This is a genomic window from Pseudomonas sp. Marseille-Q7302 (assembly GCF_965111925.1).
The window spans coordinates 2,813,204-2,837,939 of the sequence record NZ_CBCOPK010000001.1; the positions used below are offsets into that span (position 1 = coordinate 2,813,204).

General features: G+C 64.8%; 23 protein-coding genes. 4 read left to right on the forward strand and 19 right to left on the reverse strand.

What is annotated here, in order from left to right:
• Window positions 1-2 precede the first annotated feature (2 nt).
• Window positions 3-1,427, reverse strand: coding sequence for a 3-isopropylmalate dehydratase large subunit (leuC, locus tag ACWPW1_RS13190; RefSeq protein WP_271655124.1), 1,425 nt, complete (start codon window positions 1,425-1,427; stop codon window positions 3-5).
• 141 nt (window positions 1,428-1,568) lie between these two features.
• Between leuC and ACWPW1_RS13195 the strand changes: the two genes are divergently transcribed.
• Window positions 1,569-2,444, forward strand: a complete 876-nt coding sequence (locus ACWPW1_RS13195) for a LysR family transcriptional regulator (RefSeq protein ID WP_271655125.1) — start codon at window positions 1,569-1,571, stop codon at window positions 2,442-2,444.
• Between the two features lie 661 nt (window positions 2,445-3,105).
• On the opposite strand, the gene ACWPW1_RS13200 is transcribed toward ACWPW1_RS13195, so the two are convergent.
• The 12 genes from ACWPW1_RS13200 to edd form a co-directional block, all read right to left on the reverse strand.
• The gene (locus tag ACWPW1_RS13200) at window positions 3,106-3,279 is read right to left on the reverse strand and encodes a DUF1289 domain-containing protein (RefSeq protein WP_082696425.1); all 174 of its coding nucleotides are present in this window, start codon (window positions 3,277-3,279) and stop codon (window positions 3,106-3,108) included.
• Window positions 3,280-3,371: 92 nt separating this feature from the next.
• Window positions 3,372-4,772, reverse strand: a complete 1,401-nt coding sequence (locus ACWPW1_RS13205; protein ID WP_434774373.1) for a carbohydrate porin — start codon at window positions 4,770-4,772, stop codon at window positions 3,372-3,374.
• A gap of 221 nt (window positions 4,773-4,993) precedes the next feature.
• A complete protein-coding gene (locus ACWPW1_RS13210; protein WP_454253142.1) occupies window positions 4,994-6,205 on the reverse strand; it encodes an AGE family epimerase/isomerase in 1,212 nt (403 codons plus the stop codon).
• Window positions 6,206-6,245: 40 nt separating this feature from the next.
• Window positions 6,246-7,151, reverse strand: coding sequence for a carbohydrate kinase family protein (locus ACWPW1_RS13215; RefSeq protein WP_454253143.1), 906 nt, complete (start codon window positions 7,149-7,151; stop codon window positions 6,246-6,248).
• A 128-nt stretch (window positions 7,152-7,279) separates the two neighbouring features.
• Window positions 7,280-8,380 (reverse strand): ABC transporter ATP-binding protein, encoded by a 1,101-nt coding sequence (locus ACWPW1_RS13220; RefSeq protein ID WP_271655128.1) that lies wholly within the window; start codon window positions 8,378-8,380, stop codon window positions 7,280-7,282.
• An 11-nt stretch (window positions 8,381-8,391) separates the two neighbouring features.
• Complete coding sequence (locus ACWPW1_RS13225) at window positions 8,392-9,222, reverse strand: carbohydrate ABC transporter permease (RefSeq protein ID WP_454253144.1); 831 nt, start codon at window positions 9,220-9,222, stop codon at window positions 8,392-8,394.
• Entirely contained in the window at window positions 9,215-10,132 is a 918-nt protein-coding gene (locus ACWPW1_RS13230) for a carbohydrate ABC transporter permease (protein ID WP_059315193.1), read from the reverse strand. Before ACWPW1_RS13230 ends, ACWPW1_RS13225 begins: the two co-directional genes overlap by 8 nt.
• Window positions 10,133-10,273: 141 nt before the next feature.
• Window positions 10,274-11,536, reverse strand: a complete 1,263-nt coding sequence (locus tag ACWPW1_RS13235; RefSeq protein ID WP_454253145.1) for an ABC transporter substrate-binding protein — start codon at window positions 11,534-11,536, stop codon at window positions 10,274-10,276.
• A 284-nt stretch (window positions 11,537-11,820) separates the two neighbouring features.
• Window positions 11,821-13,269 (reverse strand): ATP-binding protein, encoded by a 1,449-nt coding sequence (locus tag ACWPW1_RS13240; RefSeq protein ID WP_059315195.1) that lies wholly within the window; start codon window positions 13,267-13,269, stop codon window positions 11,821-11,823.
• A complete protein-coding gene (locus tag ACWPW1_RS13245; RefSeq protein WP_059315196.1) occupies window positions 13,259-13,999 on the reverse strand; it encodes a response regulator in 741 nt (246 codons plus the stop codon). The genes ACWPW1_RS13240 and ACWPW1_RS13245 overlap by 11 nt, the downstream gene beginning before the upstream one ends.
• A gap of 104 nt (window positions 14,000-14,103) precedes the next feature.
• On the reverse strand, window positions 14,104-15,081 hold the full coding sequence (locus tag ACWPW1_RS13250) for a glucokinase (RefSeq protein WP_007158679.1): 978 nt from the start codon (window positions 15,079-15,081) through the stop codon (window positions 14,104-14,106).
• Entirely contained in the window at window positions 15,078-16,907 is a 1,830-nt protein-coding gene (edd, locus tag ACWPW1_RS13255) for a phosphogluconate dehydratase (protein ID WP_313647337.1), read from the reverse strand. The genes ACWPW1_RS13250 and edd overlap by 4 nt, the downstream gene beginning before the upstream one ends.
• Before the next feature lie 136 nt (window positions 16,908-17,043).
• Here edd and gap point away from each other — a divergent pair, with 136 nt between their 5' ends.
• Window positions 17,044-18,048, forward strand: a complete 1,005-nt coding sequence (gene gap / locus ACWPW1_RS13260) for a type I glyceraldehyde-3-phosphate dehydrogenase (RefSeq protein WP_454253146.1) — start codon at window positions 17,044-17,046, stop codon at window positions 18,046-18,048.
• Window positions 18,049-18,581: 533 nt separating this feature from the next.
• Here the strand turns inward: gap and scpB are convergent.
• Window positions 18,582-19,325 carry an SMC-Scp complex subunit ScpB gene (gene scpB, locus ACWPW1_RS13265; RefSeq protein ID WP_454253147.1) on the reverse strand — a complete coding sequence of 248 codons (744 nt, stop codon included), beginning with the start codon at window positions 19,323-19,325 and terminating at the stop codon, window positions 18,582-18,584.
• A gap of 137 nt (window positions 19,326-19,462) precedes the next feature.
• Here scpB and ACWPW1_RS13270 point away from each other — a divergent pair, with 137 nt between their 5' ends.
• Window positions 19,463-20,449: a GlxA family transcriptional regulator gene (locus ACWPW1_RS13270; RefSeq protein WP_454253148.1), complete on the forward strand. Its 987-nt coding sequence runs from the start codon at window positions 19,463-19,465 to the stop codon at window positions 20,447-20,449.
• Window positions 20,450-20,513: 64 nt separating this feature from the next.
• Window positions 20,514-20,663: a DUF1272 domain-containing protein gene (locus ACWPW1_RS13275; protein WP_454253921.1), complete on the forward strand. Its 150-nt coding sequence runs from the start codon at window positions 20,514-20,516 to the stop codon at window positions 20,661-20,663.
• Between the two features lie 155 nt (window positions 20,664-20,818).
• On the opposite strand, the gene ACWPW1_RS13280 is transcribed toward ACWPW1_RS13275, so the two are convergent.
• Genes ACWPW1_RS13280 through ACWPW1_RS13300 form a run of 5 tightly spaced genes read right to left on the reverse strand, consistent with a single transcriptional unit; the run spans window position 20,819 to window position 24,713 of the window.
• The gene (locus ACWPW1_RS13280; protein ID WP_454253149.1) at window positions 20,819-21,730 is read right to left on the reverse strand and encodes a bestrophin family protein; all 912 of its coding nucleotides are present in this window, start codon (window positions 21,728-21,730) and stop codon (window positions 20,819-20,821) included.
• Window positions 21,727-22,209, reverse strand: coding sequence for a GNAT family N-acetyltransferase (locus ACWPW1_RS13285; RefSeq protein ID WP_323148404.1), 483 nt, complete (start codon window positions 22,207-22,209; stop codon window positions 21,727-21,729). The genes ACWPW1_RS13280 and ACWPW1_RS13285 overlap by 4 nt, the downstream gene beginning before the upstream one ends.
• A 50-nt stretch (window positions 22,210-22,259) precedes the next feature.
• Window positions 22,260-22,784 carry a chromate transporter gene (locus tag ACWPW1_RS13290; protein WP_059315203.1) on the reverse strand — a complete coding sequence of 175 codons (525 nt, stop codon included), beginning with the start codon at window positions 22,782-22,784 and terminating at the stop codon, window positions 22,260-22,262.
• Window positions 22,781-23,332 carry a chromate transporter gene (locus ACWPW1_RS13295; protein ID WP_454253150.1) on the reverse strand — a complete coding sequence of 184 codons (552 nt, stop codon included), beginning with the start codon at window positions 23,330-23,332 and terminating at the stop codon, window positions 22,781-22,783. The genes ACWPW1_RS13290 and ACWPW1_RS13295 overlap by 4 nt, the downstream gene beginning before the upstream one ends.
• 13 nt (window positions 23,333-23,345) lie before the next feature.
• A complete protein-coding gene (locus ACWPW1_RS13300) occupies window positions 23,346-24,713 on the reverse strand; it encodes a GntT/GntP/DsdX family permease (protein ID WP_313647330.1) in 1,368 nt (455 codons plus the stop codon).
• Window positions 24,714-24,736: the final 23 nt, after the last annotated feature.

The window sequence follows — 24,736 nt, forward strand, 5'->3', positions numbered from 1 at the left end:
CCTCAGGCGTTGGCGAAGTCGCGGACGTCGACGAAACGACCGGCGATGGCAGCAGCGGCGGCCATCGCCGGGCTCACCAGGTGGGTACGGCCACCGGCACCCTGGCGGCCTTCGAAGTTGCGGTTGGAGGTGGAGGCGCAGTGCTCGCCACTCTCCAGGCGGTCGGCGTTCATCGCCAGGCACATGGAGCAACCCGGCTCGCGCCATTCGAAACCGGCTTCGATGAATACCTTGTCCAGGCCTTCACGCTCGGCTTGCGCCTTGACCAGACCAGAGCCCGGTACCACCAGCGCCTGCTTGAGGGTCGCGGCGACCTTGCGGCCCTTGGCTACGGCGGCAGCGGCGCGCAGGTCCTCGATACGGGAGTTGGTGCAGGAGCCGATGAAGACGCGATCCAGCACGATGTCGGTGATCGGCTGGTTGGCCTTGAGACCCATGTACTTCAGGGCGCGTTCGATGGAACCGCGCTTGACCGGATCGGCTTCGCGGGTCGGATCCGGCACCTGCTGGTCGACGGCCAGGACCATCTCGGGCGAGGTGCCCCAGCTGACCTGCGGCTTGATCTGGGCGGCGTCGAGCTCGACCACGGTATCGAAGTGGGCATCGGCATCGGACACCAGGCCACGCCACTCGGCCACGGCAGCTTCCCAGACGGCACCAGTGGGCGCGAAGGGACGACCCTCGACGTAGTCGATGGTGGTCTGGTCCACCGCCACCATGCCAACCCGGGCACCGGCCTCGATGGACATGTTGCAGATGGTCATGCGGCCTTCCATGGACAGGGCGCGGATGGCGCTGCCGGCGAATTCGATGGCATGGCCATTACCGCCCGCGGTGCCGATCTTGCCGATGATGGCGAGGACGATGTCCTTGGCGGTGACGCCGAAGGGCAAGTCGCCTTCCACCTTAACCAGCATGTTCTTCATCTTCTTGGCCACCAGGCACTGGGTGGCGAGCACGTGCTCGACCTCGGAGGTGCCGATGCCATGGGCCAGGGCGGCGAAGGCGCCGTTGGTGGAGGTGTGGGAGTCACCGCAGACCACGGTCATGCCGGGCAGGACGGCGCCCTGCTCCGGGCCGATCACGTGGACGATGCCCTGGCGGACGTCGTTCATCTTGAATTGGGTGACGCCGAAGTCGTCGCAGTTCTCGTCCAGGGTGCGGACCTGGATGCGCGAAATCTCGTCCTTGATGGAGTCGAGGCCTTCCTTGCGATCGGGAGTCGTCGGCACGTTGTGGTCGGGGGTCGCCAGGTTGGCGTCCAGACGCCAGGGCTTGCGGCCGGCCAGACGCAGGCCTTCGAAAGCCTGGGGCGAGGTCACTTCGTGGATGATGTGGCGGTCGATGTAGAGCAGCGCGGAACCATCGTCGCGCTGCTTGACCAGGTGCATATCCCAGAGTTTGTCGTAGAGCGTCTTGCCAGCCATGGGTGGATTCCTCATCAGGCGTGGAACGGCACGGGCCTTTGCATGCCCTTGGTGCTTGTGGGGTCAAAGATACCGCGCTAGGCTCGCATGAAACAAATTCATCTTTTTCATGAAGCGCATAACCAACAGGAATTCGAAGTCTTGGACCTCGCCAATCTCAATGCCTTCGTGGCCGTCGCGGAACTGGGCGGCTTTTCCGACGCCGGCGAGCGTCTGCACCTGACCCAACCTGCGGTCAGCAAACGCATCGCCGCGCTGGAGCAGCAACTGGGGCTGCGGCTGTTCGACCGCATCGGGCGCGAGGTCAGCCTGACCGAGGCCGGACGCGCCCTGCTCCCCCGCGCCTATCAGATTCTAGGCGTGATCGATGACACCCGACGCGCCCTGACCAATCTCAATGGTGCCATCGGCGGCCGGCTGACGCTGGCGACCAGTCACCACATCGGCCTGCACCGGCTGCCGCCGATCCTTAGACGGTTCACTCGGGAGTATCCCGAGGTCGCCCTGGACATCCGCTTTCTGGATTCGGAAGCGGCCTACGACGAGATCCTGCATGGGCGGGTGGAGCTGGCCATCATCACCCTGGCGCCCCAGACCGCGGCCCCGATCAAGGCGGTGCCGGTGTGGAGCGATCCGTTGGATTTCGTGGCGGCGCCCGAGCATGCGCTGGCAAACCAGAAGGAGGTCAGCCTGGCCGATGTGGCGCGGCACCCGGCGGTGTTTCCCGGCGGCAATACCTTTACCCGCCTGATCGTCCATGGCCTCTTCGATGCCCAGGGACTGACACCCAACATCGCCATGAGCACCAACTATCTGGAGACGATCAAGATGCTGGTCTCCATTGGCCTGGCCTGGAGCGTCCTGCCGCGTACCCTGCTGGACGATCAGGTCCGCCGGCTGCCGCTACCGGGGATTCAGTTGGAACGGCGGCTGGGCTACATCCTGCATACCGAGCGTACCCATTCGAATGCGGCTCAGGCGTTCATGGGGTTGCTGGATGAGGTGGAGCGGGCGTAGCGAGAGCTGTTCGATGCCCGGTTAACCGTAGCGTGGAGAACGGCGCAGCCTTTTCCACCCGGGTATTCAGTGGGAAGGAGCGCCCTCACGCCAACCCTCTCCCATGGGGAGAGGGGGCTAGCCGAGCAGGCGTTCAGCTCCATCAGGCGTAGGTTGGGCTGAGACGGCTTTATCGTCGAAGCCCAACAGCAGGGAACTGGCTTGGCATTGTTGGGCTTCGCTGCGCTCAGCCCAACCTACGGAAAGTGCCAACCAGGGCGCTCGGTGTTAGGTGGCAAGAAGCGCCCTCACCCCAACCCTCTCCCGTGGGGAGAGGGTCTAGCCGAGCAGGCGTTCAGCTCCATCAGGTGTAGGTTGGGCTGAGACGGCTTTATCGTCGAAGCCCAACAGCAGGGAACTGGCCTGGCATTGTTGGGCTTCGCTGCGCTCAGCCCAACCTACGGAAAGTGCCAACCAGGGCGCTCGGTGGTAGGTGGCGAGGAGCGCCCTTACCCAACCTTCTCCCGCGGGGAGAGGGGGCTGCCAAGCGGGCGCTCGACTCTATCAGGTGTAGGTTGGGCTGAGACGACTTTATCGTCGAAGCCCAACAATGCGGCGGTGACCTGGCCAACGTTGGGCTTCGCTGCGCTCAACCCAACCTACGGGTACCGACAGGAACGCATCAGCCCTTCTTGAGCTTCTTCAGGCGCTTCTTAGACTTGTCGATGACTTCCTTGCGCTCCTTGTCCTTCAGCTCTTTCCATCCCTTGATCTCTGAGCGTTTGCGGCCACATCCCTGGCAGACGTCGTCTTTGATCTTGCACTGGCTGATGCAGGGACTTTCGACCTTACCCACGGCAACCTCGGAAATGAAAAAGGCCCTGCAGTATAACCACTGCAGGGCCCTGACCAGCGCCATCCGGCAGGATGGCGGGCTATGGGGGCGATTTAGAAAACCGCTTGAACCTTCAGGCCACCCACCACGGCATTGTCGACCTCACGCACACCACCCGGATTCTTGATGTACTGGAGGTTGGGGCGCACGGTGAGCCAGTTGGTCACGTGCACGCCGTAGTAGATCTCGGCGTCGTACTCGTTGTGCTGCAGCGGCGTGAAGGCCGGATCGTTGTAGTCGGTGGCACCGGCGGCCTGGTTGAGGGCGCGCTGGTTGTCGCGGAAGTCACCGTTGGTGGTGATGCGCGCGACACCGAAGCCAATGTCATCCTTGGGACGGCCATCGAAGGGGCCCTTGTAGACCAGGCCGGCCTGGACGTAGCTGCTGACCTTGTTGACGTCCTTGGCATGGGCGGTGAAGTTGGCGAACACCGACAGGCCACGGCTCGGGTCATCATTGTGCGCGGTGATCTGCTGACGGGCGACGACCCAGTAGCCGTGCTTGCTGGAGTGCTCCTTGTAGTCCAGACCGGTAAGGGCCGCGGAGTTGCCGTTGACGTCCTCGTAGACGTCGTTGGCATCGGCGGTGCTGTAGTAGTAGCCGACGCGGTATTCGCCCGGCAGGCCGTTGACCTTGGGCGACCAGACCATTTCCACCGGCAGGACCGCACCCTTGGTGCCGCTGCCGTTGAGCTTGAAGCCGTTGCCGGTTTCCAGCAGTGACGGATTCTGCTCGTAGGCACCGACCTGTACGAACAGCTCGGGGGTCAGGTTGTACTTGACGCGCAGGGCCCACTGGCTGACCGGCCAGTTGTACCAGACGCCTTCCCAGTTGCCGACCTGGGAGCCGCAGAACGCCAGGTTCTGGAAGTCGCACTCGAAGGAGTTGAAGTCCTCGCCTTCCCCGAAGCGACCGGCCTTGATGTCCAGGCGGCCATCGAAGAAGCCCTTGGACAGCCACAGCTGGGTCAGACGCCAGGTCTGGCCACGGCCATAGACTTCCTGCACCGAGGAGTAGCCGCCCACGCGCGGATCGGTGATGCGGTCATCGGTGAGGTTGCGGCCGTCACGGGAGGTGATGGCCAGCTTGAACACCGAGTTTTCCCAGCCGGCGATCTTGTTCATGTCGCCCCACAGGCCGAACATGTACTGCGAGCTCCAGCGCCCGGTGCGATCGTCGTCGTAGCCGCCACGCAAGTTGGTCGCGCCCTCGCCCACGTATTCGAGCTTGATGTCCCAGCCCTTGTCGCGCAGGTCCTTGCGTACGCCACCCCAGTCACCGGTCATGGTGTTGCCCAGGGGCTCGAAGGCGGCCTCGGTGTTGTTGACGCCGCTGAAGTTGCCACCCGGGTTGGCCTGGGGGGCCGCCTGGATACCGGCGGAGACCGCCAGGGCGAGCAACGACACCAGGGGCAGTGCGAGCCCCGAACGATTCTTGTGATTCTGACTATTCATTACTGAGATCCCTTTTTATTGAAGTGATGACACCTTGAGGCCCGAAACCCGCGTCTCTAATACTTAGAAGCTGTGCACGATCTGCTGCGCGTCGGCCAAACGGCGTTGAAAAGACCCTGGAAGGCCAGCCCCGTCGAAACGCTCATTTACCACTCGTAAACTGCGCTTTCTCAGGTCTTTCGCCTTGTCTGGCTCTAGCTCGCGAGATCTTGAACAGCTCCTTACGGCAGGACGCTGAGGACTTCGTAACAGGCACCCATGGTGTGGTAGTCGACCTTGCCGGCCGGACTCTTGTCGTCGGAGTACTTCTGGTTCCGACGGTCGAGCAGGCGCCACCAGGCGCCCTGCTCGTGATCGATGAAAAATTCCCAGCTGTAGCGCCAGAGCGCCTCGTAATGCTCCCAGTAGCGCGCCTCGCCACTGCGCTCGGCCAGCAATGCTGCCGCGGCCAGGGCCTCGGCCTGCACCCAGAAATACTTGTCCGGATCGCAAGGTGCGCCATCCGGGGCGAAGCCGTAGTAGAGGCCGCCGTGCTCGCCATCCCAGCTCAGGCGCCAGGACACGTCGAACAGCTCCTTGGCACGCGGCAGCAGCCAGGGCTGGGGGCGATGGCGTTCAAGGATGAGCAGCAGCTTGGCCCATTCGATCTGGTGGCCGGGCTGGAAGCCCCAGGGCCGGAACAGATTCGCCGGATCATCCCGGTTGTAGTCCCAGTCGATGGACCAGTCGCTGTGGTAGTGCTCCCAGATCAGGCCACCGGGGACCTGGTCGGCTACGCCACCCTGCCCCTTGGTCAAGGCCGCCTGACGCTGGGTCATGTTGCGGGCCAGCGTCTCGGCGCGATCCAGATAGCGCGTCTCGCCGCTGGCTTCGAAGGCGGCCAGCAGGGCTTCGCAGGCGTGCATGTTGGCGTTCTGGCCGCGATAGGATGAAACGGTCTGCCAGTCGGCGCTGATCTCGTCGACGTAGAGGCCGTCGGCTTCGCGCCAGAAATGGGTTTCCAGGGATTCCCAGGCTTCGCTCAGCCAGCCACGGGCTTCCTCGATTCCGGCGAGCAGGCCGTGGGCATAGGCCAGCACCACGAAGGCCAGGCCATAGCAATGGTTGGTACCATCCACCACGGTGTCGCCGTCGAGCAGCCAGGCATAGCCCCCATTGGCCTGGCGATGCCGCTCGCGCAGGTACCTCAGGCCGTGACGGGTCGCGTCCAGATAGGCCGGGTCGCCGAAGTGTCGATAGGCCATGGCGAAATCGAAGACGAAACGGGTGCTGGAGACCAGGTGACGGGTCTGGCGGTCATAGACCGTCCCGTCGTCCTTGAAGAAATGATAGAAGCCGCCTTGCGGATCAACACAGCGGGGATGGTAGAACGCCAGGGTCTGACGTACGTGCTCCAGCAGGGTGTCGCGACGACGAAAATCGGGGAAGTCCATCGGGTTTCCTTGGCGGCTATTATTGTTGTGGGAAAACGTCTCAGTGGGGACTCACCTGCAGCAGGGCTTCCACGTCGGCGCGAGTCGGCGCATAGGCGCCGGCGTGACGGCAGGACACCGAGGCACTGGCGGCGGCAAATCTCAGGCGCTGCTGCAGATCGGTCAGGCCCAGCAGGCCCGAGGCCAGCCAGCCGGCCATGCAGGCGTCACCGGCACCCACGGTGTCGGCCACGTCCACGGCGATGGCGGCCTGCTGCCACTCGCCTTCCGGCGTATAGAGCACCAGACCGTGCTCGCCGCGGGTGAAAAGAATACGGGCGTGGGGATTGAGGGCGCGCAACTCGTCCAGCGCGGCCCGCTCGTCCAGCCCGGGGTAGATTTGGCGGATGTCTTCGTCGGACAGCTTGATGTCGTCGGCCAGGCGCACCAGTTCGGGGAAGGTCTGCTGGCGATAGCGGTCATCCATCAGGTTGCGCCAGTTGGGGTCGTAGCTAAGGCGCTTGCCGGCGGCTTTGGCCTTGCGCGCCAGGTCTAGCAAGGTGTCGGCCAGCGGATAGCGAGCCAGGCTGATGCAGCTGAAATGGCAGACTTCGGCAGCGTCGAGCCAGCCTTCGGGCAGCAGCGCCGGATCGAATTGGAGATCGGCTTCGCCCGCGAAGAAATAGCGCGGTGGGCGGCTCGACGGCACGATGGCCACCAGGGGATCGGCGGCGACGCGCTGCAGGAAGCGGGTATCGAGGCCGGCGGTTTCCGATTGCCAGGCGATCTCGTCACCCAGGCCATCCTGACTGATGGCGCCACCGAAGGCGCTGTCCACACCCAGCCGGGCCAGGCCGCGCGCCACGTTCCAGGGGGCGCCACCCGGGTAACCCCGCCATTCGCCAGGATTGCCCTGGACGATGTCGGTGAGGGCTTCGCCAAAGACCACGACTCGGGGTAGTGCCATTCCTGTTCTCCTGTCTGTCACGGCAGCCGGGGGTCAATCCCGGGCCTCTGGTAAGGCCGCAACCCGACCTCAGGCGCGGCGGCGGGCGGACCTTACCATTGCTGTAACGTTTCAGCCATGAGCTAGGTTCAAGAAAGTCGGCGACCGCTGGCCGGATCGAACAGTACCGCCCGTCGCGGATCGATCCGCCACAAGACCTGATCGCCCGCCCGAGGCGCCTCACCCGGGGCGACCCGGCAGCACACCTTGGTGCCGTTCCACTCGGCATATAGCAGGGTATCCGGACCTGTGGGCTCGACCACCTGGACGCGTGTCAGGATGCCTGGGACGGCGCTATCCGCCGGATGCGCCGACTGGATCTGCTCCGGACGCACCCCAAGGATAGCCTCTCTGCCGGCCAGCGCCGGATCCAGTTCCGGCAACTCCACCTGGCTGTCGCCGGTGTCGCCGGTGACTCGCGCGACCACCCTGCCCTCACGGGCTTCGAGACGCACCGGCACGAAGTTCATCGGCGGCGAGCCGATGAAGCTGGCGACGAAGAGGTTGGCCGGATCGTTGTAGATCTCTTCAGGGGTGCCGAACTGCTGCACCTCGCCATCCTTCATCACCGCGACCCGATCGCCCAGGGTCATGGCTTCGATCTGGTCATGGGTGACGTAGACGGTAGTGGTCTGCAGGCGCTGGTGCATCAGCTTGATCTCGGTACGCATCTCCACCCGCAGCTTGGCGTCCAGGTTGGAGAGCGGCTCGTCGAACAGGTAGAGCTTGGGCCGCCGGGCCAGGGCGCGGCCCATGGCCACCCGCTGCTGCTGGCCGCCGGAGAGTTGTGCCGGCTTGCGTTCGAGCAGGTGCTCGATCTGCAGCAGCTTGGCCACGCGCGCCACCTCGGCGTCGATCTGCTCCTTGGGTGTCTTGCGGATCTTCAGGCCGAAGGCGATGTTCTCGCGCACGGTCATGGTCGGATAGAGGGCGTAGGACTGGAACACCATGGCGATGTCCCGGTCCTTGGGTTCGACCTGGGTGACATCCTCGCCATCCAGGCAGATGGCGCCACTGCTGATGTCCTCGAGGCCGGCGATGGCGTTCATGAGGGTGGACTTGCCGCAGCCGGAGGGCCCGACCAGGATGAGGAACTGACCGGCGTCGATGCGGATATCGATGCCCTTGAGGGCTTCCTGGGCGGCGTTGCCGTAGGTCTTGCGTACGCTTTTGAGTTCGAGAGCTGCCATGGTGGCCTTCCTTATCCTTTGCCCACGCCCGAGGTCAGGCCCCGGACGAAATACTTGCCAGCGAAGATGTAGACCAGCAGGGTCGGAAGCGCGGCGATCATGGCGGCGGCCATGTCGACGTTGTATTCCTTGGCACCGGTGCTGGTGTTGACCAGGTTGTTCAAGGCCACGGTGATGGGCTGCGACGAGCCGCTGGCGAACACCACGCCAAACAGGAAGTCGTTCCACACCTGGGTGAACTGCCAGATCAGGCTGACCATGACGATGGGCGTGGACAGCGGCAGCAGGATCTTGAAGAAGATGGTGAAGAAGCCCGCCCCGTCCAGCCGCGCCGCCTTGATCAGGGCATCGGGAATGCCCACGTAGTAGTTGCGGAAGAACAGCGTGGTAAAGGCCAGCCCGTAGATCACGTGCACCAGCACCAGGCCGGCGGTGGTGTTGGCCAGGCCCAGCTGGCCGAGGGTGAAGGACATCGGCAGCAGGATCACCTGGAAGGGAATGAAGCAGCCGAACAGCAACAGGCTGAACAGCAGGTTCGAGCCACGGAACTGCCACTTCGACAGGGCGTAGCCGTTGAGCGCGCCGATGAAGGTAGAGATGAGCACCGCTGGGACGGTGATCATGAAGGAGTTCCAGAAGTAGCTGTGCACCACGTCCCAGGCCTTGAGCCAGCCGATCACCGTCCAGTCCAGGGGCAGGCTCAGCAGGTTGCCGGTACGGACATCGTCCGGGGTCTTGAAGCTGGTCAGCAGCATCACCAGCAGCGGCACCAGATAGACCGCGCAGGCGACGATCAGGGTGGCGTGGATGGCCACGCGATTGACGTTCAGAGCCTTAGCCATTTCGCTTGCTCCGCAATTCCGAGTAGAGGTAGGGCACCAGCACCGCCAGCACCGCGCCAAGCATCAGCACCGCACTGGCTGAACCCAGGCCCATCTGGCCGCGGGTGAAGGTGTGCTGATACATGAACACCGCCGGCAGGTCCGAGGCGTAGCCGGGGCCACCCGCGGTCATGGCCATGACCAGGTCGAAGCTCTTGATGGCGATGTGGGCGAGGATCATCACCGCACTGAAGAACACCGGCCGCAGGCTCGGCAGGACGATGCGCAGGTAGATGGTGGGCAGCCCTGCCCCGTCGACCTGGGCGGCGCGCAGGATGGAGGAATCCACACCACGTAGACCAGCGAGAAACATCGCCATGACGAAACCCGAGGCCTGCCAGAGGGCGGCGATCAGCAGGCAGTAGATGACCCGGTCGGGGTCCACCAGCCAGTCGAAGCGAAAGCCTTCCCAGCCCCAGTCGCGCAGCAGCTTGTCCAAGCCCATGCCGGGGTTGAGCAGCCATTTCCAGGCGGTACCGGTAACGATCATCGACAGCGCCATGGGGTAGAGATAGATGGTGCGGATGAAGCCTTCGCGGCGGATGCGCTGGTCCAGCAGGATGGCGAAGAAGACGCCGATGGCCAGGCTTAGCAGGATGAACAGGCCGCCAAAGATCGCCAGGTTCTTGCAGGCCACCAGCCAGCGGTCGTTCTCCAGCAGCCGTGCGTATTGGGCGAAACCGGCGAAATTGTAGCTGGGCAGGAAGCGCGAGTTGGTAAAGGAGATCACCGCCGTCCACAGCATGTAGCCATAGAGGCAGACGACCATGGCGATGGCCGTGGGCGCCAGCACCAGCTTGGGCAGCAGGCGCTGCAGCCGGTCCGGACGCCGGGTGACCGCCGTCGCGGGAAGAGTTTCGGTAAGAGCCATGGAGGCATTCTCAGGGGTGGTATTATCTTGGCGTCAGGCAGTTGGATGATCGCGGCCATGGGCCGCTCCTACAGCCGATGGTTGGCCTGTAGGAGCGGCCTACGGCCGCGATAAACAATCCTCACCGATGGCTGTTTGCGCTTACTTCGCGGCCTGGATGGCGGCGACCAGTTGCTCGGTGGCCTTCTTCGGATCGGCGTTGGCGTCGTTGAAGAAGTTGGTCACCACGTCGAAGATCGCGCCCTGCACGTAGCTGGTGTTGGCCATGCTGTGCGCCATGCTCGGCTCGGCCTTGCCATCGGCGTTGGCCGCCTGGAAGTCCTTGGCGGACTGCTGGGCGCAGCTGTCGAACTTGGCCAGGTCGATGTCGTTACGCACCGGGATGGAGCCCTTGTTGAGGTTGAAGACCTCCTGGAAGGGCTTGTCGATGACGGTGCGTACCAGGTCGTCCTGGGCCTTCTGGTTGTCCTTGTTCTTGATCTTGAACATGGCCAGGGAGTCGATGTTGTAGATGAAGTCGCCCTGGGTGCCTGGCATGACCACGCATTCATAGTCGACGCCCGGCTTCTTGCCAGCAGCGGTGAATTCCGCCTTGGCCCAGTCGCCCATGATCTGCATGCCTGCCTTGCCCTCGATGACCATGGCGGTGGCCAGGTTCCAGTCGCGACCGGCGGCGTTGGGATCGACGTAGCCCTTGATGCGCTTGAAGGTCTTGAAGACCTCGACCATCTTGTCGCTGCGGATGGTGTCGGCATCGGTCTGCACGAAGACCTTGTCGTAGCCTTCCGGGCCCATGATGGCCATGACCAGGGATTCGAAGATGGTGCCGTCCTGCCAGTTCTGGCCACCGTGGGCCAGGGGTACGACGCCAGCGGCCTTCAGCTTGTCGGCGGCTTCGAAGAATTCGTCCAGGGTGGTGGGGACCTTGGCGCCGGCCTTCTTGAAGACGGCGGGGTTGATCCACAGCCAGTTGATGCGGTGGATGCCGGCCGGCACGGCGACGTACTCGCCCTCATGCTGCATGGTCTGGGCCACGCGCTTGGGCAGGATGGTGTCCCAGTTACCCTGTTTGGCGATGTCGCTGATGTTGGCCAGGAAGCCCATGCTGGCCCATTCCTGGATGTCGGGGCCTTTCAGCTGGGCAGCGGACGGCGGGTTGCCGGACACGGCGCGAGTCTTGAGCACGGTCATGGCGGCTTCACCAGCGCCACCGGCCACGGCGAAGTCCTTCCAGGTATCGCCCTGCTTCTGCATCAGCTGCTTGAGGACATCGACAGCGCGAGCCTCGCCACCGGAGGTCCACCAGTGCAGCACCTCGACCTCACCGGCATGGGCGGTCAGGGGGGCGACGACGGCGGCGCAGGAAAGGGAAACGGCGAGAGCGAGACGATTCAACGCATTCATGAGGGGTCGTTCCTTGTTGTTTTTTTATTGGAGCTGGGCCGAGTCTAGTCAGACGACTGCGGCCGTGGGTAACGAAGGGAAGGAGTTTTGTCACGGACTGGTGACATAGCGGCCGACCAGTGTCTAGCGTGGTGTTTTAGAGTTCGAGCAAGAATTGGCAGGTGATTCTTTTGCTCAGGCCAGGCGCCGCGACGAGTCCTAACAGCGCCATGGCAAGTAGTGGCAACGCCACCTGTGCAAAAAAAGCGCCACCAGATTGTGCGGTCGGCTTCTGGACCACCACACTAGCTACGAGGTAGCGTCAGGGTCACCCGCAGACCACCCTCGCGGCGATTGCGCAGCTCTACCTCGCCGCCATGGGCGTGGGCCAGGTTGCGGGCGATGCCCAGGCCGAGGCCGTAACCATGGCGATCGGTAGCCAGTCTTACATGGGGCTGAAAGACCTGCTCCAGCTCCTGCTCCGGCACGCCAGGCCCCTCGTCGTCGACATGCAGGACAAAGACATGGCCGTCGTCTTCCACCTGCAGGTGGGCGCGATGGCCATACTTGAGGGCGTTGTCCAGCAGGTTGCCGATGCAGCGCTTGAGCGCCAGGGGCTTGCCCAACAGAGTGCCCTGGGCCTCACCGGTGAGACGGACACGCGGTGGCTGCTCCTGGGTGAAGGGCTCCACCAGCTGCAGCAGCAGTGCCTGGAGATCGACCGGCTCCAGATTCTCGTGGATGTCGGTGTCCTTGACGCACTGCAGGGCGCCCTTGACCAGCAGGTCCAGCTCATCCAGGTCACGCACCAGCTTGGCTTGCATCACCTCGTCGTCCACCAGCTCGGCGCGCAGACGCAGCCGGGTGATGGGGGTGCGCAGGTCGTGAGAGATGGCGCTGAACAGCTGGGCGCGCTCGTCCAGATAGCGGGCGATGCGTTCACGCATGGCATTGAAGGCGCGGGTGACCTCGCGGATCTCCTGGGCGCCCTCCTCCCGCACCGGCGGCGTATGGACCTCCAGCGACAGCTCCCGTGCGGCGCGCGACAGGCGTTTGAGCGGGCGACTCTGCCAGCGGATCAGCAAGCCGATGAACAGCAGCAGGAAGGCGCTGCTGAAGACCATGAACAGCAGCTGCTGCAGGGGCAGCCAGGACTCGTCCAGGCTGTAGTAAGGCGCCGGCATCAGGGTCGCCAGGTACACCCACTCCCCTTCACCGATGCGGATCTGGGTCACCAGCACCGGTGGCTCCAGCGGTTCCAGACTCAGCGCATAGTGCGCCCAGGAGCGCGGCAGGTCGTCGAGCGCCACCGCGCCGTTGAACAGGCGCAGCTGTTGCGGGCCGATGAATTCCACGTACATGGGCATGGTGGCGCCCAGGCGCTCACGCAGCACCGTTTCGACCTCCTGCAGCACCGCGCGACGCCCCGGGGTCGCCGGCAACGCCTGCATGGTCAGTGGCTTTTCGTTCAGGGAGACGAAGAAGCGCGTGCCGCCCATGTTGCGCAGTTGTTCCAGCACCAGCGGGCGATAGGCCGGTGGCAGCAGACTGAAATAGCGCACGCTGGCGGCGATGGAGTAGCCCAGGCTGCGAGCGGCGGTCTGCAGGCCCTGGTTGCGATCGCTGCGCAGGGCGGCCGACCAGAACAACGCTGAGGCGCCCTGGGCCAGGAGTACGGCCAGCAAGGTCAGGAGCAGCATGCGCGCCAGCAGGGAACGTGGCACCAACCGGGTGAGTGAACCGCTACACCGCATCGGCGACCAGCCCGCTGACCTCGGCGGCGAGCAAATACCCGGAACCCCGCACGGTGCGGATCAGCCGCGGCGACTTGCCGGTATCCCGCAGACGCTGGCGCAGGCGACTCACCGCCATGTCGACGATGCGCTCCAGCGGCAGCACCTCGCGCCCACGGGTGGCATTGGCGATGGTGTCGCGGTCGAGGATCTGCTGGGGATGATCGAGAAACAGCTTGAGCAGGGTGAAATCGGCGCCGGACAGGATGACCTCCTCGCCGTCGCGGTGAAACAGCCGATGGCTGACCGGATCCAGGCGCCAGTCGTCGAAGGTCAGCAAACCCGTAGCCACCGGACGCGTTTCGCCAAAGCCGGCGCGGCGCAGCAGCGCCTTGATGCGCGCCAGCAGTTCGCGAGGGCTGAAGGGCTTGCCCAGGTAGTCGTCGGCGCCCAGTTCCAGGCCGATGACCCGGTCGGCTTCATCGGAGCTGGCGGTGAGCATGATGATGGGCACCTGGCGGCAGCTCGATTGCTCGCGCATCCAGCGGCAGAGGGCGAAGCCGTCTTCGCCGGGAAGCATGACGTCGAGGATCAGCAGGTCGGGGACGAAGTCACCCAGCGCCCGGCGCAGCTCCCGGCCGTCGCCAACGGTACGCACCAGATAGCCGGCACGGGTGAGATAGGTGTCGAGAAGCTCACGGATTTCCCCGTCGTCGTCGACGATCAGGAGAGATTTGCCCAGGGTGGACATGGCGATGTTCGCTCTTGTTGTCTTGGCCGGAGGCCAGCTACCGGTAGTGCCGGCAGCATACCGGGGCCGGGCGACCTTGAGTAGTCGCCTGACCCCGGGGTGGATCAGGCCTGCCGCGCTTCGGCGATGGTCTGATCCAGGGCGACGCCGGCACCGAACAGTCCCGGATATTCGGCTGTCACCAGCCAGGCCGGGATGTCTTTGAGATAGGCGCTGCTGGTCTTGCCCTTGTCAGCGAAGGCATGGGCGAAGGCCCCGCTCTGGAAGCGCTCGACGAAGCGCGGCAGGATGCCGCCGGCGATATAGACGCCACCCAGGGCGCCCAGGGTCAGGGCCGCGTTTCCGGCCACCCGCGCCAGCCAGATGAAGAACTGCTCCAGCACCGCGTCGGCATAGGGATCGCCCTTGAGCGCCAGCTCGCAGATGTCCGCCGCGCTGTGCAGGGCGGCGGTACGGCCGTCCAGCTCGCAGCTCGCATGATAGAGGTTGACCAGGCCGCTGCCGGACACCACGCGCTCAGCGGAGACGTGATTGCCGAACTGGCGCTTGAGGATCTTCCAGATATCGAATTCACGCTGGGTGTTGATCGGCAGATCGACGTGACCGCCCTCGCTCGGCAGCACGATCCAGCGATCCTTGCCACTGGGCACCAGGCTGGCGAGACCCAGGCCGGTGCCAGGGCCGATCACCAGGCGCGGACGGGTCGGCAAGGCGATGCCGTCACGGACCTGTACGGAGTCGGCCGGATCCAGGCGGGCGATGGCCCAGGCCATGGACGTGAAGTCGTTGATCAGCAGCAGATGGGTCAGACCCAGCTCGCGGCAGAACTGCTCGCGCTTGATCACCCAGTGATTGTTGGTGAAGCGGAAGTCACCCTCGCCGACCGGGCCCGCGCAGGCGAGGCACACGGCGGTGATGTCATCCAGCGCCACGCCGGTCTGCGCCAGGTACTTGCGTACCGCGTCTTCCGGACAGGCGTAATCCGCACAGGCGAAGACCTCGATGGCCTCCAGGCGACCGTCGCGCCACAGGGCGAAGCGGGCATTGGTGCCCCCGATGTCGCCAACCAAAGCCAAACTCATTTCAGCGCCTCCAGGCTGGAAGTGAATGCACTGGCACCCGATTCAGCCGTGCTCATGGCGCCGCGCATGAAGGCGAACAACTCACGACCACAGCCTACCCCGGTGCCCTGGGGCGCTTCGACCGCCTGGCGGGCCATCCATTCGTCCGCCGGGACCAGAATCTTCAGTTCCCCGGTACGCCCATCAACGCGGATGAGATCACCGTCACAGACCTTGGCCAGCGGACCGCCATCGATGGCTTCCGGACAGACGTGAATCGCCGCCGGAACCTTGCCCGAGGCGCCGGACATGCGGCCATCGGTGACCAGAGCCACCTTGTAACCACGGTCCTGCAACACACCAAGATAGGGAGTGAGCTTGTGCAGCTCGGGCATGCCCAGGGCCTTGGGTCCCTGGAAGCGTACCACCGCGACGAAATCCTGCTCCAGTTGGCCGGCCTTGAAGGCCTCTGCCAATTCGCTCTGGTCGTGGAAGACGCGCGCCGGGGCCTCGACCAGCTGGTGCTTGGGCGCCACGGCCGACACCTTCATCACGCCGCGGCCGAGGTTGCCCTGCATGACGCGCAGGCCACCCTCTTCGTTGAACGGGCGGCTGGCCGGACGCAGGATGTCTTCGTCCAGGCTCTCGGCGCGACCGGTGCGCCACTCCAGCTTGCCGTCCACCAGGAAGGGCTCCTGCAGGTAGCGCGACAGACCGTGGCCCATGATGGTGTTGACGTCTTCGTGCAGCAGCCCGGCTTCGAGCAGGGTGTGCACCATGAAGTTGACGCCACCGGCGGCGTGGAAATGGTTCACATCGGCCTTGCCATTGGGATAGACCTGCGCCAGGGTCGGGGTGACCGCCGAGATCTCGGCCATGTCGTCCCAGGTAAGCTGGATGCCGGCGGCCTGGGCGATGGCCGGGATGTGCAGGGTATGGTTGGTCGAGCCACCGGTGGCGCTCAGGGCGACCACGGAGTTGACGATGGACTTCTCATCGACGATCTCGCCCAGCGGCATGAAGTTGCCGCCCTGGTGAGTGATACGGGTCACCTGGCGCGCCGCCTCGCGGGTGAGTTCGTCACGCAGCGGGGTGTAGGGGTTGACGAAGGAAGAACCCGGCAGGTGCAGGCCCATCACTTCCATCACCACCTGGTTGGTATTGGCGGTGCCATAGAAGGTGCAGGTACCGGGGCTGTGGTAGGACTTCATCTCCGATTCCAGCAGCTCTTCGCGGGTGGCCTTGCCCTCGGCGAAGGCCTGGCGCACACGTGCCTTCTCCTTGTTGGAGATGCCCGACGGCATGGGCCCCCCCGGCACGAAGATCATTGGCAGATGGCCGAAGCGCAGCGCGCCGATCATCAGGCCGGGGATGATCTTGTCGCAGATGCCCAGCAGCAGCGCCGCGTCGAACATGTTGTGCGACAGCGCCACCGCAGTGGACATGGCGATGACTTCACGACTCGCCAGGCTCAGCTCCATGCCGGCCTCGCCCTGGGTCACGCCGTCGCACATGGCCGGCACGCCACCGGCGAACTGACCGACGGAGCCGATCTCGCGCAGGGCCTGTTTGATCAGCTCCGGGTAGTGCTCGTAGGGCTGATGAGCCGACAACATGTCGTTGTAGCTGGAAACGATGGCGACGTTGGCCTGGTCCATCAAACGGAGGCGCTGCTTATCCGTCGAGGATCCACACCCGGCGACGCCATGGGCGAAATTGGCGCATTGCAGCTTGCCGCGCTGCGGACCGTCGCTGGCGGCGGCCCGGATCATGGCGAGGTAACGCTCACGGGTCGGACGACTGCGTTCCACCAACCGCTGTGTGACTTCGAGGACGCGAGGATGCATGGTTTCGATTCTCCACCGGGCTAAATTTGTTGTTATTTAAAACATTCACAGCCAAATTGGCGCTATTATTCCGCTTAGCACGCGTCATGTGTAATGTTTTTTACAACAAAACCCAGCTATCGCGAGGTTTCTCTCAATGAGTATTCGTATTGCCATCAATGGTTTTGGACGCATCGGCCGCAACGTGCTGCGGGCGCTGTATACCGAAGGCTATCGCCAGGACCTGGAGGTCGTTGCGATCAACGACCTGGGCGACGCCGCCATCAATGCGCATCTCCTACAGTATGACAGCGTTCATGACCGCTTCCCTGCCGAGGTGTCCGTCGAGGGCGACAAGCTGGTGGTCAATGGCGATCGCATCGCCGTGACGGCCATCCGCAACCCGGCCGAGCTGCCGTGGAAGGACCTGAAGGTCGATGTGGTGTTCGAGTGCACCGGTCTCTTCACCAGCCGCGACAAGGCCGCTGCCCATCTTGAAGCCGGCGCCTCCAAGGTGATCATCTCGGCACCGGGCAAAGAGGTGGACGCCACCATCGTTTATGGCGTCAACGACAACATCCTGCGTCAGTCGCACCAGATCATCTCCAACGCCTCCTGCACCACCAACTGCCTGGCGCCCGTCGCCCAGGTGCTGCAGCACGAGCTGGGCATCGAGAATGGTCTGATGACCACCATCCATGCCTACACAAACGACCAGAACCTGTCGGACGTCTACCATTCCGACCCCTTCCGGGCGCGTTCGGCCACCCAGTCGATGATTCCGACCAAGACCGGTGCCGCCGAGGCTGTGGGCCTGGTATTGCCGGAGCTGCAAGGCAAGTTTAGCGGCATGGCGGTGCGCGTACCGACCATCAACGTGTCGCTGGTCGATTTGACCATCCTGACCGCCAAGGAAACCGACGCCAAGACTATCAACGCCTTCATGAAGGCGGCGGCCGAAGCCTCGCCGGTGCTGGGCTACAACGACAAGCCGCTGGTCTCCATCGACTTCAACCACAACCGCCTGTCGTCGATCTTCGACGCCAACCACACCAAGGTGAGCGGCAAGCTGGTGAAGATCATGGCCTGGTACGACAACGAGTGGGGCTTCTCCAACCGTATGCTCGATACCTGCAAGGCGCTGGTCAACGCACCGGCCTGAGGTCTGTAGGACCTGATGGAAAAAAGCGCCTTCGGGCGCTTTTTTCGTTTTCAGTTGCGGCAAGGTCGGTCCACAGAAGTGGCGGCTCCTTCGGGGAGTTCCGAAGATAAGGGCAACTGTCTTTATCGCGGCCATGGGCCGCTCCTACAGAAGATCCGGCTGCTGTAGGAGCGGTCGCTACGGCGCAACGCCATGCCCGCGATACGCATCAGATAACTAGAAAACCGTAGCGTGGAAAACGGCGCAGCCTTTTCCGCTTGGGCATTCACCCTGAGCGTGCCCGCACCCCGGCCCTCTCCCCGAGGGAGAGGGGGTTATTCGAGCGAGGGGTGATCTTCCACGGTCAGGGGGGAGCCGTAGCGTGGAAAACGGCGCAGCCTTTTCCGCTTGGCATTCATCGTGAAGCGTGCCCTCACCCCGGCCCTCTCCCATAGGGAGAGGGGGTTGATCGAGCGAGGGGGCTGCTTTCGGCGGGAAAGGGGCGGTTCAGCGCGTAGGTCGGGTTGAGCAACGCGAAGCCCAACAGGCCTGACTCAACCCTCATTCTCCTCGTCCGCCGCCTGGCGCAGGTCGTCGAAATCGGTCTTGAGACCGGTCTCCATGGCGTCCAGCTCGGTAAGCAGGGTGCGAAAGCTGGTGCGCTCGGGAATCACCAGGGTGTCCTCTTCTTCCTCCGGCTCCCCTACCCCCAGCGCCGCCAGGCTCAGCTCGGGGTCTTCCAGCACCGAGGCCGGCTCGGGTTCCAGCTGGCGGACCTCGGCCAGGGGCGGCAGTTGATCGAGGCTGCGCAGGTCGAAGTAGTCGAGAAAGGTCTTGGTGGTGGCGAACATGGCCGGGCGGCCGGGCACGTCGCGATAGCCCACCACACGGATCCAGTCGCGCTCCAGCAGCGTCTTGACGATCTGGCTGTTGACCGCCACGCCGCGCACCTCTTCGATCTCGCCACGGGTGATCGGCTGGCGATAGGCGATCAGCGCCAGGGTCTCGAGCATGGCCCGGGAATAGCGCGGCGGGCGCTCCTCCCAGAGGCGGCCGACCCAGGGCGCGTATTTCTCGCGTACCTGCAGGCGGTAGCCGGACGCCACCTCCTTGAGTTCGAAGCCGCGCTTGCGACAGGAACCGCCGAGCACGGCGAGGCCGGCGCGCAGATGGGCAGGCTCGGGGCGTTCGTACTCTTCGAAGAGTTCGGCCAGGCGCTCCAGGGTCAGGGGTCGGCCGGCAGCGAGCAGGATGGCTTCCAGCAGGGGCGCCAGTTGCTTGGGATCGGTGTAGTTCATGGGCGGCGATGATAAGGCCGGGCGCGGGTCACGCCAAATCCAACCTGCCACCGGATGGCAAGATCCGTGGGGTCCTTGACCTTGTCGCCTACATGGACGCCAAGGCATGCTTGCCAAATCGCTACGGAGAGCCATCCATGCCGCTGATCGCTGCGCTGCTCTACCCCGACGTCATGAGCCTGGACGTCACCGGCCCGCTGCAGGTATTTGCCTCGGCCAACCTGGAACGGGAACGCCAGGGCCTGTCCGCCTACTATCAGCTGCGCCTGCTGGGTGCCGCCGAAGGCTTGGTCAGGACGTCAGCCGGCATCGGCATCCAGGCCGAACAGGGCTGGTACGACCTGGACGCGGATGAAGTGGACACCCTGCTTATTCCTGGTGGCATAGGCATCGAGACGCTGCGCCGGGATGCCGGCCTGCAGGCCTGGCTGCGCGACCTGGAACCCCGGTTGCGACGGGTCGGCTCAGTGTGTTCCGGCGCCCTGCTCCTGGCCAGTGCCGGTCTGCTGGACGGCCGCCGTGCCACCACCCACTGGGCCTATGTCGACGAGCTCGCGGCCTTTCCTGCCATCGAGGTCCAGGGCGACCGATTGCACACCTATGACCCGCTGGGGCGTGATGGCGACCCCCATGTCTTCACCTCGGCGGGCGTCACCGCCGGCATCGACCTGGCCCTGGCGCTGGTGGAGGCCGATCTCGGGCGTCCCCTGGCCCTGGCAGTGGCGCGCCGGTTGGTGATGTTTCTGCGGCGCCCCGGCGGCCAGGCGCAATTCAGTGCCTGCCTGGCGCCCGATCCGGGGCGGACGCCGCGCCTGGCGGCCCTGCTCGACTGGATTCCTGGGCACCTGGGTGAAGACCTCGGGCTGGAACGCCTGGCCGAACGCGCCCATATGGCGCCCCGCACCCTGTCGCGGCTGTTCAGTCGCGAGGTGGGCATGGGCCCGGGCCGCTATGTCGAGCAGGTCCGGCTGGAGACCGCGCGAGTACTGCTGCAGGACGGCCAGGCCTCCATCGCCACGGTCTCGCGCCTGTGTGGCTTCGGCCATCCGGAAAATCTCCGGCGCACCTTTCACAAACACCTGGCGGTCAGCCCCCAGGACTATGCGGCACGCTTCGGCGCCTGAACCGGGAGAAACAGCCATGCTGGAAATGCGGACGTCATGTGAACACTGCGCCAATGCCCTGTCGATGGAAAGCGAGGGCGCGGTGATCTGCTCCTATGAATGCACCTTTTGCGTGGAGTGCGCGGCTGGGCCGCTGCAGGAGCAGTGTCCGAATTGTCGCGGGGAGTTGGTCAGGCGTCCGCGGCGGAGAGCGAAAGAAGCTCAAGACGCCTGATAGTAAGGCAAGGCGCGGCCATGGCCAGGGTGATCCGCCGATGCGGCCACCCTGAGGCAGACTTCTTATCGCGGCCATGGGCCGCTCCTACAGATACACCTCTGCTGTAGGAGCGGCCCATGGCCGCGATCGCATCAACGCGAATCGTCACGCCTTCACCGCAACAACCCGCCCTCCGCCCGGATCGGCTCGGGGGTGGGCTCGCCCAGCAGATCCAGCACGGCGATTTCCAGACCACGACTCAAGGCGTCCAGCGGCAAATGGTTGGGCTGGGTGCCGAAAGGGTCGGCGATCTGGTCGCCCAGGGCGTCCAGGCCGAAGAAGGTATAGGCCAGCACCAGCACCGCCAGGGGCGTGAACCAGCCCAGGCTGTCCACCAGACAGAACGGCAGCAGGAAGCAATAGACGTGCACCACCCGGTGCAGCATCAGGATGTAGGGATAGGGAATGGGGGTCTGGCGGATGCGCTCGCAGCCGCTGAGCACCGTGGTCAGCCGGTCCAGCTGGTTATCGACGTTGGCGATCAGAGGGTCACCGAGCCCTTCCTGTCGCGCGCGGGCAACCAGCGTCGTGCCAAGTCGGCGGATCAGCGCACTAGGTCGGTGAGGGGCCGCGAGCAGGGTTTGCTCCCCCGCCAGCAAGCGCTGCAGATCGGCAGACGGTGCTTCCCGGCGCAGGTGATCACGCAGCGCATAACCGAAGGCCAACAGTGGAGCCAGGAGCTGGCGGCGCTCGGCCGCGTTCAGGCCGGGTAGCAGGGTTTCGACCTGGCGCGCCAGATTGCGTCCGGCGATCAGCAGCTCGCCCCACAGGCCGCGCGCCTCCCAGAAGCGCTGGTAGGCCGTGGTGTTGCGAAAGCCGAGGAAGATCGCCAGGGTCAGACCCCAGAGGGTCAGCGGCGTGGTGGTCAGGCCGAAGTCGAAGCGGAGGATGACGCCATGGCTGAGGGTCACCGCCAGGCTCAGCAGCACCACGTAGAGGAGCTTGCGCCAGATGGCCTGGACGATGGACCCGCGTACCGTGAACAGCAGTTCGCGCAACGAGGGATTCTGGGGACGGGTGATCACCGGCGAGGCCGTGGCAGTCTGAGATGAATCAGCGCCACCCGCTCATCGGCGACCGAACGTCGCTCTTCGATGGCATAGGGGGTGAAGCCCAAGGTTTGGTAGAGCAGTAGCCCCGCCACGTTTGCGTTGAAACAGGAAAGGACCACTTCACGAGCGCCGTGCGTCTCGAACGCGCGCTCTATCATCATCTTCAGCAGGTAACGTCCGACCCCCTGCCCCCGGTAGGCGGGATCAACGACGGCATTGCCAATCGCATACACCTCATCCGCCCACCTGCAGAAGTTGGAAAATCCCACCACTCGCCCACCCGCCACCACGACGCGGCTGTCGCGACGCTCCGCGATGGCGGCCTGCAACTGAACCGGGGTGAGCGGGAAGTGGGCACGGGGAAACCAGAACATCAGCTCCGTGGGGTTTTTGGAGAATTCGCATAGGGCGGGCAGGTCACTGTCCTGGACCGGCCGATGGCTTAGCTGCAAGGTGATGTCCTCGGGTCGATGGCTAGACGATCTTGCCCAGCTTTTTTGGCTTAGCTACCAAACACTATCCCGACCAGTGTCCCGCCGGCCAGCAGCCACAGCGGATGCCAGCGGGTAAATAGCGACCCCAGAGCACCCGCCGCCAGGATCAGCACCCACAGCGGCGTGGTGGCCACGCTCACGCCCACCAGCCAGGCACTGGCGGCTACCAGGCCGACGGTGACCGGCACCAGTCCGGCCTGCAGATGGCGACGCCAGGGGCGGTCGGCGAAGCGCTGCCAGAGGTGCAGCACGCCCAACGTCAGGAGCGAGGACGGCACGAACTTAGCCAGGGAGGTCACCAGCAGACCCGGCCAGCCGGCTACGTGCCAGCCGATCAGCGGCACGATCATCAGATTGGGACCGGGCGCCGCCTGGGCCAGGGCGAACAGGGCGGCGAAGTCGGCGGCGCTCATCCAGCCGTGCACCGTCACCACCTGGCGCTGCATCTCCGGCAACACCGAGTTGCCACCGCCGAAGGCCAGCAGCGAGAGCTGGGTAAAGATCAGCGCCAGGGCCAGCAGGGTCGCGCTCATAGGCCCTGCCGATAGCTGAGCAGGACGCTGATCGGGGTGAGCACCAGCATGGTCCAGAGCAGCGGCAACTTGAGTAGCGCCAGGGCGAGGAAGGCTAGGCAGGCGATGCCCAAGGCCAGCCAGCGACCGCGCAAGGGTTGAATGAGCTTGATTGCCATGGCTACCAGCAGGCCGGCGGCCGCGGCCGCGAGACCGGCGAAGGCGCGGCCCACCAGGGGGTCGTCATGGTAGCGGTCGTAGAGCACGCCCAGGCCGACCACTACCAGGGTCGGCCCCACCAGCAACCCGGCGGCAGCGGCCAGGGCGCCGCTCCAGCCGGCGAATCTCATGCCCACCGCCACCGAAAGGTTGATGATGTTACCGCCTGGCAGGAACTGGCAGAGGCCGAGCAATTCGGTGAATTCCTCCCCCGACAGCCAGCGCCGCTTCTCCACCAGGTAGCGCCGCGCCAGCGGCAGCACCCCACCGAAGGCCGTGATGCCCAGGCCGAAGAAGCCGAGGAAGAGATCGCGGCGCCGCGGCCGGTTCGAGGTGGAGTCGTTATCCATGGGCAGGTGTTCGTCAGATCCAAAGCGACAACAATAGCGTACCTGCAAGGCCGGTGACGGAAACCAGGGTCTGCAGCACCGACCAGACCCACAGCGTCTGCTTGAGCTCCAGACCGAAGTATTCACGCACCATCCAGAAACCGGCATCGTTGACGTGGCAGAAGAACACCGAGCCGGCACCGATGGCCAGGGCGATCAGTGAGGCCTGGGGACCGGCGAGCCCTGCCACCACCGGCGCCAGGATACCAGCCGTGGTGGTGGTGGCGACCGTTGCCGAGCCGGTCGCCTGGCGCAGGGCCACGGCGATCAGCCAGGCCAGCAGGATGTAGGGCAGATGAGCGCCCTCGGCCACCTTGGCCACCGTATGGCTGACGCCGGCGTCGAGCAGGGTCTGCTTGAGGCCGCCGCCGGCGCCGATGGTGAGCAGCAAGGCCGCGATGGGCGCCAGGCTCTTGCGCAGTACCCCGCCTACCCGCTCGCGGGGCATGCCGCTGCCCCAACCGAGCAGCACGGTGGCGGCCAGTACCGCGAGACCGAGGGCGATCAAGGGTTCGCCGAGAAACTTCAGGCCTTCCGCCAGACCGCTGTGCGGGTCGAGGGCGACCTTGGCGAAGGTACTGCCCAGCATCAGCAGCACTGGCAGCAGGATCACCAGCAGTGACAGACCAAAGCCCGGCTGGTGCGCGCTCTGGTCACGGGCGCTGAATAGCTCGCCCAGCGCGGCTGGCGGTTCGATCACCATGCGTCGCGACAGCCAGCCGCCATACAGCGGCCCGGCCAGGATCACCGCCGGGATGGCGATCACCAGCCCCAGCAGCATGGTCAGGCCGAGATCCGCATGCAGCGCCCCCACCGCGATCAGCGGACCGGGGTGCGGCGGCAACAGGGCATGCAGGGTGGTCATGCCCGCCAGCGCCGGAATGGCGATGCGCAACAGCGGCTGGCCCGAGCGCTGCGCCATGACGAAGATGATGGGCACCATCAGCACCAGGCCGACCTCGAAGAACAGCGGCAAGCCGATCACCATGGCCACCAGGGCCATCACCCAGGGCAGGCTGCGGCCCTTGCCCAGCCCCAGCAGGGTGCTGGCGATGCGATCGGCGGCGCCCGATTCGGCCATCACGGCACCCAGCATCGAGCCCAGGGCAATGATGATACCGGCCTCGCCCAGGATGCTGCCGGCGCCCTTGCTGAAGGCCTTGGCGACAGCCTCGGCCGGCAGCCCAGCGCCCAGGCCGGCGATGAAGGTGCCGATGAGAATGGACAGAAAGGGCGGCAGCCGGGTAACGGCGATGAGGAGGACAATGGCCAGGATGGCGGCCAGGCAACAGAAGATCAGCCGGGTGTCATGGGCGACCCAGGCGAGCGCAGCAGGATCCACATCAAGCTCCTTGTAACTTATTG

Excerpts from the sequence above, each read along its gene's own strand:
- ACWPW1_RS13230 (WP_059315193.1), bottom strand. The coding sequence starts at position 10,132 with ATGGCTCTTACCGAAACTCTTCCCGCGACGGCGGTCACCCGGCGTCCG.
- gap (WP_454253146.1), top strand. The coding sequence starts at position 17,044 with ATGAGTATTCGTATTGCCATCAATGGTTTTGGACGCATCGGCCGCAAC.
- ACWPW1_RS13295 (WP_454253150.1), bottom strand. The coding sequence starts at position 23,332 with ATGGATAACGACTCCACCTCGAACCGGCCGCGGCGCCGCGATCTCTTC.
- ACWPW1_RS13235 (WP_454253145.1), bottom strand. The coding sequence starts at position 11,536 with ATGAATGCGTTGAATCGTCTCGCTCTCGCCGTTTCCCTTTCCTGCGCC.
- ACWPW1_RS13225 (WP_454253144.1), bottom strand. The coding sequence starts at position 9,222 with ATGGCTAAGGCTCTGAACGTCAATCGCGTGGCCATCCACGCCACCCTG.
- ACWPW1_RS13250 (WP_007158679.1), bottom strand. The coding sequence starts at position 15,081 with ATGAGTTTGGCTTTGGTTGGCGACATCGGGGGCACCAATGCCCGCTTC.
- ACWPW1_RS13220 (WP_271655128.1), bottom strand. The coding sequence starts at position 8,380 with ATGGCAGCTCTCGAACTCAAAAGCGTACGCAAGACCTACGGCAACGCC.
- edd (WP_313647337.1), bottom strand. The coding sequence starts at position 16,907 with ATGCATCCTCGCGTCCTCGAAGTCACACAGCGGTTGGTGGAACGCAGT.
- ACWPW1_RS13275 (WP_454253921.1), top strand. The coding sequence starts at position 20,514 with ATGGAAAGCGAGGGCGCGGTGATCTGCTCCTATGAATGCACCTTTTGC.
- ACWPW1_RS13205 (WP_434774373.1), bottom strand. The coding sequence starts at position 4,772 with ATGAATAGTCAGAATCACAAGAATCGTTCGGGGCTCGCACTGCCCCTG.
- ACWPW1_RS13240 (WP_059315195.1), bottom strand. The coding sequence starts at position 13,269 with ATGCGGTGTAGCGGTTCACTCACCCGGTTGGTGCCACGTTCCCTGCTG.
- ACWPW1_RS13270 (WP_454253148.1), top strand. The coding sequence starts at position 19,463 with ATGCCGCTGATCGCTGCGCTGCTCTACCCCGACGTCATGAGCCTGGAC.
- ACWPW1_RS13245 (WP_059315196.1), bottom strand. The coding sequence starts at position 13,999 with ATGTCCACCCTGGGCAAATCTCTCCTGATCGTCGACGACGACGGGGAA.
- scpB (WP_454253147.1), bottom strand. The coding sequence starts at position 19,325 with ATGAACTACACCGATCCCAAGCAACTGGCGCCCCTGCTGGAAGCCATC.
- ACWPW1_RS13290 (WP_059315203.1), bottom strand. The coding sequence starts at position 22,784 with ATGAGCGCGACCCTGCTGGCCCTGGCGCTGATCTTTACCCAGCTCTCG.
- ACWPW1_RS13215 (WP_454253143.1), bottom strand. The coding sequence starts at position 7,151 with ATGGCACTACCCCGAGTCGTGGTCTTTGGCGAAGCCCTCACCGACATC.
- leuC (WP_271655124.1), bottom strand. The coding sequence starts at position 1,427 with ATGGCTGGCAAGACGCTCTACGACAAACTCTGGGATATGCACCTGGTC.
- ACWPW1_RS13210 (WP_454253142.1), bottom strand. The coding sequence starts at position 6,205 with ATGGACTTCCCCGATTTTCGTCGTCGCGACACCCTGCTGGAGCACGTA.